Raw genomic sequence first — 16,396 nt, 5'->3', positions numbered from 1 at the left:
AGCGGCGCCAAACCAACCGCATTCACACCAGTAGCGAGGGCGCCATGCGTCAGGAATTTTACGACCGCATCAGCACGACACTTGAAGACATTCGCGCGCAAGGGCTCGAAAAGATCGAGCGCCAGATTACGTCTGCGCAGGGGCCCGTGATCGAGGTCGACCACAAAGGCGCCCGCAAGCAGGTCCTGAATTTTTGCGCCAATAATTATCTCGGCCTCGCCGATCATCCGGAAATTGTCGCGGCGGCGAAAGCCACCATGGACGAGTATGGGTTCGGCATGGCGTCGGTGCGTTTCATTTGCGGGACGACCGATCTCCATCGGCGCGTCGAAAAAGAAATCGCTGATTATCTCGGTTATGAAGATTCCATTCTTTTCGCCGCCTGTTTCGACGCCAATGGCGGCGTGTTCGAGCCATTGCTGGAAGCGGAAGACGCGATCATTTCCGACTCGCTCAATCACGCTTCGATCATTGACGGCGTGCGGCTGTGCAAAGCGAAACGCTACCGCTTCGCCAATTCCGACATGGCGGATTTGCGGGTCCAGCTCAACCAGGCCGATATTGACGGTGCGCGCACCAAGCTGATTGTTACCGACGGCGTATTCTCCATGGATGGCTATATCGCGAAGCTCGATGAAATCTGCGAACTCGCGGAAGAGTTCGGCGCGCTGGTGATGGTCGATGATTGCCACGCGACTGGCTTTATGGGGCCCCATGGAGAAGGCACGCCCGCCCATTGCGGCGTCGCCTCTCGCGTCGACATTCTGACCGGAACGCTCGGCAAGGCGCTAGGCGGCGGCATGGGCGGCTATATCTGCGCCTCAAAAGAAGTCGTGCACCTATTGCGCAATCGCGCGCGCCCCTATCTTTTTTCCAACGCGCTGACGCCGGCGCTGTTGGGCGCGACGATAAAAACACTGGAACTGGTGCGCAGCGGCGCCGGATTGCGCGAACAACTTTTCCGGAATGCGCGACGCTTCCGCGAGCAGATGAGCGCTGCCGGTTTCGACCTGCTTGCCGGCGAACATCCGATCATCCCGGTGATGCTATATGATGCAAAAAAAGCCGGTGAAATGGCGGCGGCGCTGATGGATGAAGGCGTTTATGTCACCGCCTTTTCATTCCCCGTCGTGCCGAAAGGCAAAGCACGGATAAGGACGCAGATGTGCGCGGGGCATACGGATGATCAGGTCGATCAGGCGGTGCAGGCATTCATAAAAGTCGGCAAGGCAGTCGGCGTCATAAAATAACCGCCCCCGGACAATGCCAGGGGCGCGTAAGTTTGCTTCGGGCTTTAGCTAGATGCTGCCCTTATCCGTCTTGTGGATTTTATCCAGCCGCGGATCGTTGACTTGATTTACAAGCTCTTCGACCACATCCGACACGCAACGCTCGCGCACGGCATGATATTTGATCACGCTGTCATGGTTCAGCCGATCGTCACATTTCTGTTTGGCAGCGGCTTGAATGCGCTGATAAACGGCGCCAGCGCCCTCATCCGTCGATAATTCAAAGGATGCGTAAGATATATCGCCTGCATAGCTTGCGCTGGTGAAAGCAGCGCTCATCAATGCGGCGCCAGCGGTGACGGCTATAAGTTTTTTGATCATTTTTCAGACTTCCCTTTTCCTGGACGCCCTCCCTACGCATTGCATCTTTTTTGACGTGCATCGCGTGGCGGGAATGTCGCGCAAAAAAGAGAGTCGGAACAGAAATTATTCATCAAGATTTTGTTACGCGCGGGGTTTTAATACTTCGATTTTATTGCGGCGCGACAAAGCGAACACGTTTCCGCTCACAACACGCTAGATCTGTAGAAGCTTCGACCTTCATGCGCTTGAACTTGGCGAAAACTTTCACCCTTGCGCCAACGAGCACATCACCGCGCATAAAAATTTTTTCCGGCGGCGACAAGCAAGACGGCAAGGAACGTGGCGAGGCGCTGGAAAAACCATTCCCCGAACACGACCGGCCCGTCCGGGGGCCATGCCTGAAGATGGTCGGGCAGCCCGTTGACGTGATGTAATAGCGCCCCGGGGAGGGTGAACCCGGGGCGCCCGCGCGATGGTTCTTATTGTTCTTGTCGTCTTATGCGCGACGGCCATTGGCCGCATGGAGTTTGTCGAGACGCGGATCGCCAATGTCGCTGACGAGTTCTTCGATCACATCCGCTTCACAACGGTCTCGCACTGCGCGCGCCTTCACGATTGAATGGCGCCCGTAACGGTCATTACAGACTTCTTTGGCGAGTTCTTGAATGCGGCTATAGACATTGATAGCGCCGCTATCGGTTGTCAGTTCCGCCGCCGCATATCTTAGTTGGTGGTCGCTGGCGCGAGTTTCTCCAACGGATAGAATGCTCAACGCCGCGGCGCCGGCCATCGCCAGGATCAGCTTGTTTGTCATGATGGTGTTCCTTTTCCCGAATGCGCCGCCATTGCGAAACGCCTCCTGGAAATGGCCTATTCACGCGGCCAGCGGAATCGAGTTTTCGGCGAAGGACGCATGAGAAAAAGTCTTATGGCGCGTTTTGCAGCCAATCCGGCGTGCTGGCCTCAACTTCACCGCGCAGCCAGGTGACGACATCGCGCACCACGGCCCCGCGCTCGGCGCCGGGAATATGGGCGATGTAATGCGTCTGCCCCCATTCAACAGGCCCCGGCGAGAACAGTTTCATGGCGCCGGTCTTGATATATTCGCGCACGAGGATTTCAGGGAGCAGAGCAACCCCCTGCCCGGCCAGCACCGCCTCTATGGCGACGACAAAATCCTCCATGATGAAGGTGCTTTTCGCGTCGGATATATCCACGCCGGTATTGGCGGACCATTTGCGCCATTCATTGTTGGAAAACACCTGAATGCGCCGGACCTTTGACAGAAACGCCGACAAATCGTCCTTGCACGACGCATCGCATAGGCCCGGTGAACAAACCGGCGCGAGCAATCCCCTCGCCAATGGGCGCGTCAACACGCCATCCTGTACGCCGGGACCGTAGCGGACGCTGAAATCCACCTCTTCTCTCGACAAATCGACAATCCGGTCAGAGGTCAAAATTTCCAGCTTGATATGCGGAAGATCGTCTTCGAACTTGCTCAAGCGCGGCACCAGAAATTGCGAGGCGAAAGACGCCAGCGTCGAAATCCGGCAGACATTCGAGCGCGGCGGGCGCCGCTGAAACCGGGCGAAGGCCCCTTCCAGCATTGAAAACGCCGGCGAGATTGATGACTTCAGCGCATAGCCTTCCTGCGTCAGCGACAAGCCGCCGGGCAGCCGTTCAAACAAACGCGCGCCGATATAATCTTCAAGCGCAATCACCTGTTTTGAAATTGCGCCCTGGGTCACGCCGAGCTCTTCGGCGGCGCGCGAAAAATTGAGATGGCGCGCGGCGACCTCAAAGGCGCGGATGGCGTTCAGCGGGGGCAATGGACCTGGCATGGGAGCTTTCTAGCATGCTGCGCCCGCAATTCGGGAACGACTTCGCTCATATGGGGTTGGCGGGAGACAAGCCAAGCAAGGAGACGCCAGATGACCAAACCGGAAAAACCCACCAAAGAAGAGCAGGAAGAGCTCGACCGGGCTCTGGAAGAATCCTTTCCGGCCAGCGATCCGCCCGCCCCCGCCCGCGAACCCACCAAAGATGAGGGCGACAACAAGAAATCCGGTTGAGCCGGGCTGGAGATTTCATAGCGCTATCAGGGATTTGGGCAAAGCAAAATTGACCCCGCCCGAAGCGCGCGGCGATGGTGACGGCGCTCCCCCGGCTTGGTAGAAAGCCCGGTGAGTCGGCTGAGGCCGCTTAAGGTCTGTTAGTAGGAAACGCCATGAAAGCCCTGATGAAAGCCAAGCCCGAAGAGGGCATTTGGATGGTCGATACGTCGCGCCCGGAGATCGGGCCCAATGACGTGCTCATCAAGGTGAAGCGATCGGCGATCTGCGGCACCGATGTCCATATCTACAATTGGGACGCCTGGGCGCAGCGTACGATTCCCGTTCCGATGACGGTCGGCCATGAGTTCTCCGGCGAAGTCGTAGAGATCGGCTCGGAGGTCCATCCCGAACATGCAACCTTCAAAATAGGCGATCGCGTTTCAGCGGAAGGGCATGTGACATGCGGCTATTGCCGCAATTGCCGCGCAGGAAAGCGTCATCTCTGCCGCAACACGGTCGGGGTCGGCGTCAACCGGCCCGGCTCCTTCGCGGAATATGTGTCGGTCCCCGCGTTCAATGTCTACAAACTTCCGGACGCCGTAACGGACGATATGGGCGCCATATTCGACCCCTATGGAAACGCCGCGCACACCGCGCTTGCATTTGATCTTGTGGGTGAGGACGTGTTGATCACCGGAGCCGGGCCGATCGGCGTTATGGCTGTCGCCATTGCGCAATTCGCCGGCGCGCGCCACGTCGTCATTACCGACATCAATGAATACCGACTCGACCTCGCGCGGAAAATGGGCGCGACGCGCGCGGTGAATGTGGGAAATGAGTCACTCAAAGATGTGATGTCGGATTTGGGCATGACAGAAGGTTTCGACATCGGGCTGGAAATGTCCGGCGTGCCGTCAGCTTTTGAAGCCATGCTCGATACAATGAACCATGGCGGCAAGATCGCCATGCTCGGGATTATGCCGAATGGCGCCGGCATTGACTGGGAGAAAGTGATTTTCAAGGGCCTCGACATTAAGGGCATTTACGGACGCCGCATGTTCGAGACCTGGTATAAAATGGGCGCCATGCTGCAGGCGGGCCTCGATTTATCACCGATCATCACGCATCGCTTCTCAATAGAAGACTACCAGACTGGCTTCGACATTATGCGCTCCGGCCAATCGGGGAAGGTCATTCTCGAGTGGTGACAACATCGCCGGATCGCGCCAGACCCCTCACATGAATGCAGCTATCAAATTTGGCGTCGGTCTTTGCGTTTTGATGCTGATCGGGATTGCCGCCGTTTTTTTGACGGCGTTCCCGGATCTGTTTCAGCAGGGCAAAGAAAGCTAGAACTCCGCGCCATCGACGCGCTTGGCCCCGATGCAAGCGCGTGGGCATCGGTCAAGATGGACGGTCAAAAAGCCATCCTGTCCGGCGCAGCGCCAGATGAAGACGCCCGCGACGCTTTGCTTGCGCGCATCGCAAGGGCTGATGGCGCGGGCGGCCTTATCGCGGGAGGCGTCACCACGATTGACGCGAACGATCTCAGCGTCGTCGCCGCACCGCCGATCGCAGATCCATTCCTGTTCATCGCCGAGCATGAAAGCGGCGTCTTCGCCTTTTCCGGTTATGTGCCAGACCAAAATACAAAAGATGCAGTCTATCGCCTCGCGGAGGAATTATTTCCGGAGACGGACATTTCCGGAGAGCTCGAAATCGCCCGAGGCGCGCCGGCTGACGCCGAGATATGGAAAGATGCGGCGGAAACATCGCTGCGCGCATTATATTATTTGCGCAATGGCGTCGTTGCCGTAGACGGCGCCAGATTTTCCCTGACTGGCGAGGCGGAAAACGATGTCCGCGCCGGCGCGGCGCGCATGTTGATCAGCGCATTGCCGGGCGGCTTGACGGGCGAAGCTCACATCACCGCCACGCAGAATGCACTGGCAACCCTCCCTGCCCAGCCCGCGCAAGATCCGACAGCGCCCGCCGTACAGTCACAAACAGCGGAAACCTGTCTGCAACAATTGCAGCAACGCGCTGCGAGCCTGAAAATCGGGTTTTCGAGCGCCCAGTCGGAAATTGACGCCACATCTCGCGACGCATTGCGCGCGCTTGCAACCACGCTCAGCGCCTGCCCGAACTTCCGCATCGCAATTACGGGACATACCGACTCCAAAGGCAGCGCTGCGGACAATCTTCAACTCAGCAGTGATCGCGCCGAGGCGGTTCGCGCATTCCTTGCCGCTTCTGGCGCGCCGGCGGCGCACCTTTCGGCCCGCGGCGCCGGAGAGGCGGAACCTATCGCCAGCAACGCAACCGAGGCCGGTCGCCAGCGCAACCGGCGTATTGAAATCGAGATAATTTCTACTGGCGGCTAACGCCGCCGGTTGGCAAAACACCAAAATGAAATCAAACTGTCTTTCAGCTCAGGAGCCATCATGTCCAAAATCGACGCCCGCCTCGCAGACCTCGGTCTTATCCTGCCGGAACCGGTCGCGCCGGTGGCGAACTATGTGCCATTCGTCATTTCAGGCAATCTCGTTTTCCTCTCCGGCCAGGTCTCCATCGGCCCGGGCGGCTTGATCACAGGAAAACTCGGCGCGGATGTCGAACTGGAGAAAGGCGTCGAGGCGGCGCATGCATGCGGCGTCAATCTGATTGCGCAATTGCGCGCGGCCTGCGACGGCGATCTCGACAGAGTAAAACGCGTCGTGAAACTTGGCGGCTTTGTTAATTGCACGCCGGATTTCACCGACCAGCCAAAAGTCGTGAACGGCGCTTCCGATTTGATGGTCGGCGTATTCGGCGATGCCGGCCGGCATGCGCGCGCTGCCGTCGGCGCGCCGTCCCTGCCGTTGAACGCAGCGGTAGAAGTGGACGGAGTCTTTGAGATCAGCTGATGCCCGATGGTTCGGAAGTAGCGCTGGCGCGTATGGTCGCCTCTATTTCAGAGGTTGATGCGGATCTTTGGAACCGCCTGGCCAACCCAAACGCCGCCTCCTTCAATCCATTTGTCAGCCACGAATTCCTGTCCGCCGTTGAGCAGTCAAAGTCGGTTTCACCGGAAGCCGGCTGGGCGCCCATGCATCTGATCGTTGAGGAAGCCGGCGCCGTCACCGGCGTCGCGCCGCTTTACGTCAAAGGTCATAGTCAGGGCGAATATGTTTTCGATCATCATTGGGCCGACGCTTATGCGCGCGCCGGCGGTGACTATTACCCAAAGCTTGTTTGCGCTGCTCCCTTCACGCCGGTCCCCGGTCCCCGCCTGCTTGCCGCGTCGACTTCAGCAAGGCAAACCCTCGCCATTGCATTGCGCCGTGTCACGGAACAGCTCGGCGCCTCATCGGCGCATGTCAATTTTATTACAGAAGCTGACAAAGCCGCGCTTTGCGACGCCGGCTTCATGCCCCGCATGGGAGAGCAATTTCACTGGTTCAATCGCGGCTATAAAGATTTTGATGATTTTCTTTCCGCCCTCGCCTCGCGCAAGCGCAAAGCCGTAAAGCGTGAGCGGCGCGAAGCGAATGACGGCCTCCAGATAAAACGGCTCAGAGGCGACGAAATCACCGAGCGCCATTGGGATGCATTCTGGCTGTTCTACCAGGACACCGGCGCGCGAAAATGGGGCTATCCCTATCTGACCCGGACCTTCTTCCGCATTATCGCAGATACGATGGCGGATAATCTCCTGCTGATAGTCGCTGAGCGAGACGGGGAGCCAATCGCCGGGGCGCTGAACTTCATTGGCGGCGACGCCTTGTTTGGCCGGTATTGGGGATGCAGCGAAGACGTTCCCTTCCTGCATTTTGAAATCTGCTATCATCAAGCGGTCGAATTCGCCATTGAACACGGGCTTCAACGCGTCGAGGCGGGCGCGCAGGGGCAGCACAAAATCGCGCGTGGATACGAGCCTGTGCCAACATGGTCAGCGCACTGGATTTCGAACGAGAATTTTCGCGACGCGATCGCTCGCTATCTTGACGCAGAACGCGAACAGACTGGAATGGAAATCGAGACCTTGAGAGACTATACGCCCTTCAGGAAAGCGTAAGGAAAACGGGACCCATCATGTCGCTTGAACAACCCTATGATTCAAACAACATTTTTGCGAAAATCATTCGCGGCGAAATGCCTTGCATCAAGGTGATGGAGACAGAAAACATTCTCGCCTTTATGGATGTGTTTCCGCAGAGCAAGGGCCACTGCCTGATCATTCACAAAAAAAGCGAAGCGGTGAATTTTCTTGATGTCGAACCCGAAGCGCTGCGAGAGCTGATGGCGGCCACCCAGACGCTGGCGCGCGCCGTCGACAAGGCGCTCGATCCTGATGGCGTCCGCATCATGCAGTTTAGCGGCGCTCGCGCCGGCCAGACCGTATTTCACCTGCATTTTCATGTGCTGCCGGTCTATGAAGGCGTCGTTGTCGCCGCCCATGCCAGCGGAAAGCCCGCAAATGCAGAAGATCTGGACCCAATTGCCCAGTCGATCTGCGCCGCCCTGCTGTAATCGCGCCGCTTACGCACTGTAACTATATCTCATAACCTGCTCGCGAAGTCGTGTTTTGCGGCCCGTGTCTCTCGCCATTAACAAGGCAGAGGCGCAGTATGCGCTTGCTTTCTCCGACTGGAGAGGCGATGCGACGCCCCACATACGCATCACCATAAGCATGAAGTACCCGCAGAGCGCGCCCCCTCCCTTGCCGCAAGGGGCGCGCCGCGACAGAAAGGCCGCTGCGATCCCTTCCAACGCAGCGGCCTTTTTTTTGCTGAATTTCCGCCTCACGCCGCGCGGCTTCGGGTTCTCCCGCTTTGAATTTTGTGACAGCCGCTGCGGAATCGCAGACAAATGCAGAATTGCTGTGGGAAAAACGTTTTGATCGACATTATTTCAGGCGACATGAAAGCGGCTTTAGCCCCGGCGCTCGGCGGCGTGGTTCTTTCGCTGAGCTATCAAGGCCGGGATTTGCTGCGGCGCTCATCTTCAGCAGACTCTGTCGCCTCAGACCCGCGCGAAGCCGCCTGCTATCCGATTGTTCCCTGGTTCAGCCGACTGCCTGGCGGGCTTGATTATGGCGGGCGGCGCTACCCGCTCGACCCGACGCTGCCCGCCTGTGATCGCGAGCATGCCTTGCATGGCTATGGCTGGGTCAGCCCTTGGGAAGTGACGGCGCAATCGCCGGATCGGCTTGCCTGCCAATTTGACTATGCGCCCGGACCCAGGCGGTTTCCTTTTCCGTTTCGCGCCGCGCAAATCTTCAGCATCGACGAAGACGCCTTTCACATAGAGCTGTCGGTCCGGAATACTGGCGACGCCGCCATGCCTGCCGGTCTCGGACTGCACCCGTTTTTCCCGCGAGACGCAGACACTCAAACATCCTTCTCAGGGCGCGCCGCCGCACTCACCGATCAGGCCATGGATGACAGTTTTCCGGATTGGGGCGGACGGGCGCTTATCGCACAACCGGATGGCCCGTTGGAAATTGTCAGCAACGCTGCGATCCTTCACCTTTATGCACCAATTAACGAACAGTTTTTCTGCGTAGAACCGGTTACTCATTTGCCGGGCGATGTCGGCAAAACCGCGCTCGCGCCGGGCGAAATGTTGAAAATATTTTTGAAAATTGCACCTATCGCCGCCTAGCGGCGACATGGTGAATTTCTGTTCACCACCTTACTCCTTGAAAACATTGTCAGTGTAAGTCTCATCTGCCGGGAAGGCCGGAATCCGGCGTCGCGCCACGCAAGCGAAACCGCTGCGAAAATTAACAATCTATACAGAAGCATGTGTAAAATTTGAACTTTGTAAGAGTGGCCGCGCGTACAGGAAGCTATGCATAAATTACATCGTCTATATAAGGACCAGTCTGGCTCGACTGCGATCGAGTACAGCCTGATCGCCGGCATGATCGCCGTTTCAATTCTCGCGGCGCTGGAAGTGACCGGCGAAACCACCAAGGGCAAATTCACCTCGGTGGAAGCCTCGTTCATGGACGACGACGCTTCCGGCCCGAGCGGGAACTCTGGCGGCGGTTCAGCCGGCGGCGGTGGTTCATCAGGCAGTGGTTCCGGCGGCGGCACAGGCGGCATGCTGGGCGGCGCGACAGGCGGCGGCTCCCCTTCAGCACCAGGCGGTTCTGGCTCGGGCGGATCCGGTTCCGGTGGCTCTGGTTCTGGCGGTTCTGGTTCGGGCAGCGGCGGCGGTGCGGCCCCGAATACGGGCGGCGGCGGCGCATCAGGCGGCGGCTCAGGCAGCGGTTCGCCATCCGGCGGCGGCGGTTCGGCAGGCTTTCCTGCACCAACAACACCCGCGCCAGATCCCGATCCTCAAGACCCGGCTGATCCCGATCCTGCCGATCCCGATACCGCCGATCCGAACAACGGCAACAATGGCAACAACGGCAAAAAGCCAAACTGCAAAAAGAAAAAGAACAAGAACAATCCGGCCTGTAATTAATAGCCCGAGGCGCGAAAACCTTCGCAGGTTTTTGCCGCCTCGCCACATGATGCAAAAAACGCCGGCCTCAATGGCCGGCGTTTTTCAATTCTGCTATGCGGCTGGTCCTATTCCATCAGCGCCGGAACATTGGCGCCATCACCGCCGTCTTTAGGTTTATCAATACTTTCCGGGTCTGGCAGATATTCAAAGGCGAGCTTTGTCGCGTCAGTCTGATCCACCAGCACACGAACGATGCCGCCCTCTTTCAGGCTGCCAAACAGGATCTCATCGGCGATCGGTTTTTTCACATACTCTTGAATGACGCGCGACAGCGGACGGGCGCCCATTTCATCGTCAAAGCCGCGTTCAGCCAGCCATTTCGTTGCGTCGTCGGAGAGTTCAAACGTAACGCCGCGATCTGCAAGCTGTGCTTCCAGCTGTAGCACAAATTTCTCAACGATGCGATTGATGATCGCCGGTGAAAGTCCGGCGAACTGGATCACCGCATCGAGACGGTTGCGGAATTCCGGCGTGAACATCCGCTTGATCGCAGCATCAGTCTCGTCGTGTTTTTTACCGCCGGCAAAACCGATGGCGTATTTCGCCGCGTCGGATGCGCCCGCATTGGTGGTCATGATGATGATCACATTACGGAAGTCGACCTTGCGGCCATTCGCATCGGTGAGCTGACCGTTATCCATCACCTGCAGGAGAATATTGAAAATCTCCGGATGCGCTTTTTCAATCTCATCAAGCAGAAGCACGCAATGGGGGTTCTGATCGATGGCGTCGGTCAACAGCCCGCCCTGATCAAAACCCACATAGCCCGGCGGCGCGCCGATCAGGCGCGACACGGTGTGACGCTCCATATATTCGGACATGTCGAAGCGCACGAGTTCAACGCCCATCACCATGCCGAGTTGCTTTGCGACTTCGGTTTTGCCGACGCCGGTCGGACCAGCGAACAGATAGGAGCCAATCGGCTTTTCCGGTTCGCGAAGCCCCGCCCGCGACAGCTTGATCGCAGCGGCGAGCTGGTCAATCGCCTCATCCTGCCCATAGACCACACGGCGCAGATCTTCGCCGAGCTTTTTCAAGCGCTCAGTATCGGATTTCGACACGGATTTCGGCGGGATGCGCGCCATTTTGGCGATCACTTCCTCAATTTCCGGCTCGTCGATGACTTTCTTGCGTTTGTCGGCGGTGAACAGCATCTGCCGCGCGCCCGCTTCATCAATGACGTCGATCGCCTTATCGGGAAGTTTGCGATCCGTCATATATTTTGACGACAGCTCAGCGGCGGCGATGATCGCCGCGTCGGTGTATTCAATCTTGTGGTGCTCTTCGAAATAAGGCTTCAGCCCCATCAGGATTTTGACCGTGTCATCCTTGCTCGGCTCGACAACATCAATTTTCTGGAACCGGCGCGCCAGCGCACGGTCCTTTTCAAAATGCTGGCGATATTCCTTATAGGTCGTCGACCCCATGCAGCGCAGTGCGCCGGACTGGAGCGCCGGCTTTAAGAGGTTCGACGCATCCATGGCGCCGCCGGAGGTCGCCCCGGCGCCGATCACTGTGTGAATCTCGTCGATGAACAGAATCGCGTCTTCGTGCTCTTCCAGTTCTTTCAGAACGGCCTTGATGCGCTCTTCAAAATCACCGCGATAGCGCGTGCCCGCAAGCAGCGAGCCCATGTCGAGGGAATAGATCGTCGATTTCGCCAACACTTCCGGCACGTCTTCATCAACAATCTTGCGCGCGAGACCTTCCGCGATGGCGGTCTTGCCGACGCCCGGATCGCCAACCAGCAGCGGATTGTTTTTCCGCCGGCGGCACAGAACCTGGATTGAGCGCTCGACTTCCGCATCGCGGCCAATCAGCGGATCGATTTTTCCGACGCGGGCCTTGGTGTTGAGATCGACGCAATAGGATTCAAGCGCGCTTTCCTGCTTGCCCTGCGCGGCCTCCGCCTCTTCGCTGGAGCCACGGGGCGCGCGCGGCTGGCTTTCCCCGGAGCGCTTGGCGATGCCGTGGGAAATATAATTCACTGCATCGAAGCGGCTCATATCCTGCGCCTGCAGGAAATGCGCTGCATGGGACTCGCGCTCGGCGAACAGCGCGACGAGCACATTGGCGCCCGTCACTTCCTCGCGGCCCGAAGATTGTACGTGAATGACGGCGCGCTGAATGACCCGTTGAAAGCTTGGAGTCGGTTTCGCCTGTTCGCCATTTTCCAGCTTCAGATTGGCGAGGTCGTTTTCGATAAATTCGTAAAGCTGACGGCGCAGCAGATCCACATCCACATTGCACGCGCGCAGCACAGCGGCGGCGTCGCGGTCGTCCGTTAGCGCCAGAAGCAAATGTTCCAGCGTCGCAAGTTCGTGATCGCGCTCTGTCGCCAGCGCAATTGCGCTGTGCAGAGCTTCGTCGAGACTTCTGCTGAATGACGCCACAACCTACTCCCGTTCCATCGTGCATTGCAGCGGATGCTGATTGCGCCGTGAAAGCTCCATCACCTGGGCAACCTTGGTCTCCGCAATTTCATAAGTATAGACGCCGCACACGCCGACGCCTGACTGATGGACATGAAGCATGATACGCACCGCCTCCTCGCCATCTTTCTTGAAGACAGCCTGAAGCAGCCACACAACAAATTCCTGCGGCGTATAATCGTCATTCAGGAGAAGGACCTTGTAGAGCGAGGGCCGCTTCGTTTTCGGCGCGGTCTTGGTTACGACGCCAATATCCTGGCCCGGACCGGTTCCGTTTTCCTGATCATGATCGTTGTCTTCAGCCATAGTCTTTCAGTTTCCGCATTGCCGCGATCCTTTGCAACCGCAAAACACCGCGATGCACCATTAGATAGTTAGTCGGTTTCGGTTGAAAAGACGGAAATTTTTTTGAATGCCAGAAACTTTAACGCTCTGGTAACGCACAAAGCAAAAGGGCCCGGCGATACGCACCGGGCCCTTCACGCAACTTTGATACTCGAAACGCCTACAAAAATTACGGGCGGAAAGACTGGATCTTTTCCACGAGGTCAGTGTAGCGGGCCGTCAGCGGCTCCACGGTGTCTTTTGCTGTCGCCGCACAAATATCGGCCACCTTGTTGATTTGACCGAGATTTTTCTCGACGGACTCGCGCATGAAGTCGCTGTTGACCTCAAGGGCTTCCTGAAGCGTTTTGGCGGCGGTGGCGGCTTTCGCTGTAGCGACCGTCTCTTCAAACGCTGATTTTGAGAAAGCAGAGCTTTCCGCAGTCAACTTCTCGAAGCCTTTTGCGAATGCGCCGGCCGAAGCCATCATCGCATTCAGTGACTCTTTCTGGAATTCGGCGAGCGTGTTCATGCTCTCAGCGAACTTTTCATATCCTTCTTTGAAGGAATCCGGGCTGAAGGCCGAAATGTCGAACGCATCAGCGGCAGTAGCGGTCTTTTTGGCAGCGGCCATGTTCATCTCCCTGGCGATTCTAGTCGCTAAACTCTTGAAATCACTAACGCTCTAACTGAAAGAGCGCCTATTGTGCAATGCAACATAAGTAGGGTCGCCATGGTCGTCAAGGAATTTTTTGCTGCGGTGCACAATTTTTATTTGGGCCCAAAAAGTAAAGCTTTCGTTAACCGTCCATTTACCGCGTTGGCCGATGTTTCGTATCGCGGCGAGACAGATCTGGGCTGTCTGCGGCACGGCGTTTGCTCCAGAACAAGGCGGCCGTCCGGCGAGGGACGGAAGATCGCTTTTAAGGGGCTTGTGAGCGATCACAGCGGCGAAAATCCGGGGGGCGGCGTCTTCCGAATATTGAAAACGGCTTGGGAATGGGCGAGGCTCGTTAAATGGTCATGGCGTTTCGTAGCGTAACAGTTCTGGCGTTTGCGGTGCTCGCAACGTTTCTTTTTGCGCCACAGGCATCCGCAAATTCCAAATATGCGGCGTTTGTCGTCCATGCTGACTCCGGCGACGTGTTGTTTGACCGCTATTCCAACAGCCAGCGCTACCCGGCCTCCTTAACCAAAATGATGACGCTCTACCTCCTCTTCGAGGAGCTTGAAGCGGGCCGCATGACCCTCGATTCCAAGATTTCGGTCTCAGCCCACTCCGCCGGCCAGCCGCCATCCAAGCTGGGCCTCACCTCGGGCTCGAGCCTGGAAGTGGAAACCGCAATCAAAGCGCTGGTGGTGAAGTCCGCCAATGACGTCGCTGCTGCGGTCGCAGAGGAAATTTCCGGATCGGAATGGCGCTTTGCCCAGAAAATGACCGCCAAGGCGCGCGAGATCGGGATGTCGCGCACCACCTTCCGCAACGCCTCCGGCCTGCCCAATTCCAAACAAGTGACGACGGCGAAGGACATGGCGACGCTGGGGCGGCGCCTGATGCAGGACTTCCCGCAATATTTTCACTATTTCTCGATCCAGAGCTTCGCCTGGGACGGCCGCACCTATCGGACCCACAACGCGCTGGTCAAAACTTTCGACGGCGCAGACGGGCTGAAGACCGGCTATACCCGCCGCTCTGGATTTAATCTGGCGACATCTGCGACGCGCGACGGCAATCACCTCATTGGCGTGGTGCTGGGCGGGCGTTCATCCGCGACCCGCGACGCGCATATGCGCGAAATCCTCAACAACGCCTTCGCCGCAATCGAAAAGCGCCCGAGCCTCGTCGCCTCGCTCTACCGCAACACGCCGAGCCCGCGCCTGAAGCCGACACTGGTCGCCGCCCTCGCCGCTCAGCAGATAGCCCCCACCATTGCCGGCAACGAAGCCATGCGGGCCGAGATCATGAACGCAGCAGCGATGATCAGCTCCGCGGACGAAGCGCCGGACAGCATCCGCGATTTGATCGCGCAGGCGGACCCTGACGACTTCAATGAATTCGAACTTAACCGCCTCGCCTCGCTTGATGTCGCGGGCGGTCTGGTCGGCCAGGGCGATACGGACAATTTCGCCGATTTCAACTGGAGCATTCAGATCGGCGCCTATTCCACAAAAGAACTGGCGCAGCACGAACTGGAAACAGCAATCTCCAAAGCCGGCATGAACGACCGTGAGCGCATCGTCATGCCGACGCCCCGCGATGACGGGAAAATTCTTTATCGCGCGCGCATCACCCGGCTTTCAGAAATTGAAGCCGCCGCCGGATGCGAAACGTTGAAAGACAAAAAGCTTTCCTGCTTTGTCGTGCCGGAGGCGGCGAGCGCAGCGAACTAGTTCGCCGCGCCGGTTTCCGCCGCTTTGAGCAGCGCATCGATTTCGCGCCAATCAACAATCTTGAAGTTCTGCGGCGAGCCCTTTGGCGCGTTAAAGCCGTCCTGCGCGATGAAAACGCCTTGCGGGTATTCAGGCCCAAGATCGACAGAGACGGCTTCGATTCCGTCTGTCTCCTCTGACCCGTCAATGGCGTCGCCGGGCGCGATGGCAAAGCGCGTGACAAAGGCGTTATCGCCCTCGCGCCGATAGACTGCGTAAGTATTGTCACCCTGTGACGATGCGAGGAGGTATCCTGCGCCGTCGCCGGTCTTGTAAAGCGCCAGCCCTTCCACATCCGCGACGACGCCGCTCGCGCCGCCGACTTCGTCAACCAGCGTCACCCCGGAAAACGCGTCGCCGTCAAAGGCGCTCTTCCAGACGCCGCGATTTTCTTCGCCGATATAGAGAACGCCCATCTGGTCGTCGAAGACACAGCCTTCAAGCTGGGTTTCAAACTTCAGGCGCGCCGCTTCCGCGCCGCCGCCAGGGCCGGCAAGCCGATAGGCGATAAGATCTCCGGTTTTATACGCGACAAAAGCAAAAACCTCTTCTCCCCATGCGCCCATGCAAAGCCCGTAAGGTTCGTCCAGAAGCGAGGGAAACGAGCCGGATTCCGTTACGGACCCCGCCTCGATGGTGAACAGCGTCACGGAATTATTCGTGCGGTTCGAAGCGGCGGCGAGATCGCCGGTCCAGCCCCCAACCGTTACCTGCTGGCGCAGGTCCACATTGTTGAGATTGCCCGAAGGCAGGAATTGCATGATCGTTCCTGAAAGATCGTAGACGTAAAGCCCCGCCTTTTTGTCGGTGCCGAGGATGAGGCTCGCCGCCGGATCCGCCGTATTGATCCACACCGCCGGATCGTCCGCTGCATCTTCAAAGGATTTGACCGGCGCTGTTTCGGCCGTCGCATGCACAAAAGGCACAGCGGGGTCAGAACCGGTGCAAGCTGACGCAAGCGGTAGAAGCGCGAACGCGGAAAATTTCAGTTTCATGCAATCCTCATTTCAAAAAGAAACAGCGGCGGACAAGTAACGCGCCCGCCGCTGCTACACAACAA

General features: G+C 57.9%; 17 protein-coding genes. 10 read left to right on the top strand and 7 right to left on the bottom strand.

Annotated elements, in window-relative coordinates; genetic code table 11:
• The first annotated feature begins 44 nt into the window (after nucleotides 1–44).
• Nucleotides 45–1,250 carry a glycine C-acetyltransferase gene (locus AC0L8G_RS10230; RefSeq protein WP_473388847.1) on the top strand — a complete coding sequence of 402 codons (1,206 nt, stop codon included), beginning with the start codon at nucleotides 45–47 and terminating at the stop codon, nucleotides 1,248–1,250.
• A 48-nt stretch (nucleotides 1,251–1,298) separates the two neighbouring features.
• Here AC0L8G_RS10230 and AC0L8G_RS10225 read toward each other — a convergent pair whose 3' ends face one another.
• From AC0L8G_RS10225 to AC0L8G_RS10215, 3 genes are all read right to left on the bottom strand, one after another.
• Nucleotides 1,299–1,610, bottom strand: a complete 312-nt coding sequence (locus AC0L8G_RS10225) for a UrcA family protein (protein ID WP_473388762.1) — start codon at nucleotides 1,608–1,610, stop codon at nucleotides 1,299–1,301.
• 478 nt (nucleotides 1,611–2,088) lie between these two features.
• Entirely contained in the window at nucleotides 2,089–2,406 is a 318-nt protein-coding gene (locus AC0L8G_RS10220) for a UrcA family protein (protein ID WP_473388761.1), read from the bottom strand.
• A gap of 112 nt (nucleotides 2,407–2,518) precedes the next feature.
• Nucleotides 2,519–3,436 carry a LysR substrate-binding domain-containing protein gene (locus AC0L8G_RS10215; protein ID WP_473388760.1) on the bottom strand — a complete coding sequence of 306 codons (918 nt, stop codon included), beginning with the start codon at nucleotides 3,434–3,436 and terminating at the stop codon, nucleotides 2,519–2,521.
• Nucleotides 3,437–3,526: 90 nt separating this feature from the next.
• Here AC0L8G_RS10215 and AC0L8G_RS10210 point away from each other — a divergent pair, with 90 nt between their 5' ends.
• The 8 genes from AC0L8G_RS10210 to AC0L8G_RS10175 all read left to right on the top strand — a co-directional run bounded on the left by AC0L8G_RS10210 (nucleotide 3,527) and on the right by AC0L8G_RS10175 (nucleotide 10,108).
• The gene (locus AC0L8G_RS10210; RefSeq protein ID WP_473388759.1) at nucleotides 3,527–3,667 is read left to right on the top strand and encodes a hypothetical protein; all 141 of its coding nucleotides are present in this window, start codon (nucleotides 3,527–3,529) and stop codon (nucleotides 3,665–3,667) included.
• Between the two features lie 155 nt (nucleotides 3,668–3,822).
• Nucleotides 3,823–4,857: an L-threonine 3-dehydrogenase gene (tdh, locus tag AC0L8G_RS10205; RefSeq protein ID WP_473388758.1), complete on the top strand. Its 1,035-nt coding sequence runs from the start codon at nucleotides 3,823–3,825 to the stop codon at nucleotides 4,855–4,857.
• A gap of 201 nt (nucleotides 4,858–5,058) precedes the next feature.
• A complete protein-coding gene (locus AC0L8G_RS10200) occupies nucleotides 5,059–6,033 on the top strand; it encodes an OmpA family protein (RefSeq protein WP_473388757.1) in 975 nt (324 codons plus the stop codon).
• Nucleotides 6,034–6,093: 60 nt separating this feature from the next.
• Nucleotides 6,094–6,555, top strand: a complete 462-nt coding sequence (locus AC0L8G_RS10195; protein WP_473388756.1) for a RidA family protein — start codon at nucleotides 6,094–6,096, stop codon at nucleotides 6,553–6,555.
• On the top strand, nucleotides 6,555–7,706 hold the full coding sequence (locus AC0L8G_RS10190) for a GNAT family N-acetyltransferase (protein ID WP_473388755.1): 1,152 nt from the start codon (nucleotides 6,555–6,557) through the stop codon (nucleotides 7,704–7,706). The genes AC0L8G_RS10195 and AC0L8G_RS10190 overlap by 1 nt, the downstream gene beginning before the upstream one ends.
• A 17-nt stretch (nucleotides 7,707–7,723) precedes the next feature.
• Nucleotides 7,724–8,161 carry an HIT family protein gene (locus AC0L8G_RS10185; protein WP_473388753.1) on the top strand — a complete coding sequence of 146 codons (438 nt, stop codon included), beginning with the start codon at nucleotides 7,724–7,726 and terminating at the stop codon, nucleotides 8,159–8,161.
• Nucleotides 8,162–8,551: 390 nt separating this feature from the next.
• The gene (locus tag AC0L8G_RS10180; protein ID WP_473388752.1) at nucleotides 8,552–9,295 is read left to right on the top strand and encodes an aldose epimerase family protein; all 744 of its coding nucleotides are present in this window, start codon (nucleotides 8,552–8,554) and stop codon (nucleotides 9,293–9,295) included.
• A 189-nt stretch (nucleotides 9,296–9,484) separates the two neighbouring features.
• Complete coding sequence (locus AC0L8G_RS10175; protein WP_473388751.1) at nucleotides 9,485–10,108, top strand: Flp family type IVb pilin; 624 nt, start codon at nucleotides 9,485–9,487, stop codon at nucleotides 10,106–10,108.
• A 107-nt stretch (nucleotides 10,109–10,215) separates the two neighbouring features.
• Here the strand turns inward: AC0L8G_RS10175 and clpA are convergent, their stop codons facing one another.
• The 3 genes from clpA to AC0L8G_RS10160 all read right to left on the bottom strand — a co-directional run bounded on the left by clpA (nucleotide 10,216) and on the right by AC0L8G_RS10160 (nucleotide 13,540).
• Entirely contained in the window at nucleotides 10,216–12,543 is a 2,328-nt protein-coding gene (gene clpA, locus AC0L8G_RS10170; protein ID WP_473388750.1) for an ATP-dependent Clp protease ATP-binding subunit ClpA, read from the bottom strand.
• 3 nt (nucleotides 12,544–12,546) lie between these two features.
• Nucleotides 12,547–12,888, bottom strand: coding sequence for an ATP-dependent Clp protease adapter ClpS (gene clpS / locus AC0L8G_RS10165; RefSeq protein WP_473388748.1), 342 nt, complete (start codon nucleotides 12,886–12,888; stop codon nucleotides 12,547–12,549).
• Nucleotides 12,889–13,096: 208 nt separating this feature from the next.
• Nucleotides 13,097–13,540 (bottom strand): phasin family protein, encoded by a 444-nt coding sequence (locus AC0L8G_RS10160; protein WP_473388747.1) that lies wholly within the window; start codon nucleotides 13,538–13,540, stop codon nucleotides 13,097–13,099.
• Between the two features lie 389 nt (nucleotides 13,541–13,929).
• On the opposite strand from AC0L8G_RS10160, the gene AC0L8G_RS10155 reads away from it, so the two are divergent.
• Entirely contained in the window at nucleotides 13,930–15,297 is a 1,368-nt protein-coding gene (locus AC0L8G_RS10155; protein WP_473388745.1) for a D-alanyl-D-alanine carboxypeptidase, read from the top strand.
• Here the strand turns inward: AC0L8G_RS10155 and AC0L8G_RS10150 are convergent.
• On the bottom strand, nucleotides 15,294–16,331 hold the full coding sequence (locus AC0L8G_RS10150; RefSeq protein ID WP_473388744.1) for a phytase: 1,038 nt from the start codon (nucleotides 16,329–16,331) through the stop codon (nucleotides 15,294–15,296). The genes AC0L8G_RS10155 and AC0L8G_RS10150 overlap by 4 nt on opposite strands.
• Between the last annotated feature and the right edge of the window lie 65 nt (nucleotides 16,332–16,396).

It is taken from the genome of Hyphococcus sp. D3-15 (genome assembly GCF_055809375.1).
This window is presented reverse-complemented; position numbering and strand designations above follow the sequence as displayed.

What these genes read in the sequence shown, in the direction of transcription:
- AC0L8G_RS10230 (WP_473388847.1), top strand. Translation starts at nt 45, where the DNA reads ATGCGTCAGGAATTTTACGACCGCATCAGCACGACACTTGAAGACATT.
- AC0L8G_RS10225 (WP_473388762.1), bottom strand. Translation starts at nt 1,610, where the DNA reads ATGATCAAAAAACTTATAGCCGTCACCGCTGGCGCCGCATTGATGAGC.
- AC0L8G_RS10220 (WP_473388761.1), bottom strand. Translation starts at nt 2,406, where the DNA reads ATGACAAACAAGCTGATCCTGGCGATGGCCGGCGCCGCGGCGTTGAGC.
- AC0L8G_RS10215 (WP_473388760.1), bottom strand. Translation starts at nt 3,436, where the DNA reads ATGCCAGGTCCATTGCCCCCGCTGAACGCCATCCGCGCCTTTGAGGTC.
- AC0L8G_RS10210 (WP_473388759.1), top strand. Translation starts at nt 3,527, where the DNA reads ATGACCAAACCGGAAAAACCCACCAAAGAAGAGCAGGAAGAGCTCGAC.
- tdh (WP_473388758.1), top strand. Translation starts at nt 3,823, where the DNA reads ATGAAAGCCCTGATGAAAGCCAAGCCCGAAGAGGGCATTTGGATGGTC.
- AC0L8G_RS10200 (WP_473388757.1), top strand. Translation starts at nt 5,059, where the DNA reads ATGGACGGTCAAAAAGCCATCCTGTCCGGCGCAGCGCCAGATGAAGAC.
- AC0L8G_RS10195 (WP_473388756.1), top strand. Translation starts at nt 6,094, where the DNA reads ATGTCCAAAATCGACGCCCGCCTCGCAGACCTCGGTCTTATCCTGCCG.
- AC0L8G_RS10190 (WP_473388755.1), top strand. Translation starts at nt 6,555, where the DNA reads ATGCCCGATGGTTCGGAAGTAGCGCTGGCGCGTATGGTCGCCTCTATT.
- AC0L8G_RS10185 (WP_473388753.1), top strand. Translation starts at nt 7,724, where the DNA reads ATGTCGCTTGAACAACCCTATGATTCAAACAACATTTTTGCGAAAATC.
- AC0L8G_RS10180 (WP_473388752.1), top strand. Translation starts at nt 8,552, where the DNA reads ATGAAAGCGGCTTTAGCCCCGGCGCTCGGCGGCGTGGTTCTTTCGCTG.
- AC0L8G_RS10175 (WP_473388751.1), top strand. Translation starts at nt 9,485, where the DNA reads ATGCATAAATTACATCGTCTATATAAGGACCAGTCTGGCTCGACTGCG.
- clpS (WP_473388748.1), bottom strand. Translation starts at nt 12,888, where the DNA reads ATGGCTGAAGACAACGATCATGATCAGGAAAACGGAACCGGTCCGGGC.
- AC0L8G_RS10160 (WP_473388747.1), bottom strand. Translation starts at nt 13,540, where the DNA reads ATGGCCGCTGCCAAAAAGACCGCTACTGCCGCTGATGCGTTCGACATT.
- AC0L8G_RS10155 (WP_473388745.1), top strand. Translation starts at nt 13,930, where the DNA reads ATGGCGTTTCGTAGCGTAACAGTTCTGGCGTTTGCGGTGCTCGCAACG.
- AC0L8G_RS10150 (WP_473388744.1), bottom strand. Translation starts at nt 16,331, where the DNA reads ATGAAACTGAAATTTTCCGCGTTCGCGCTTCTACCGCTTGCGTCAGCT.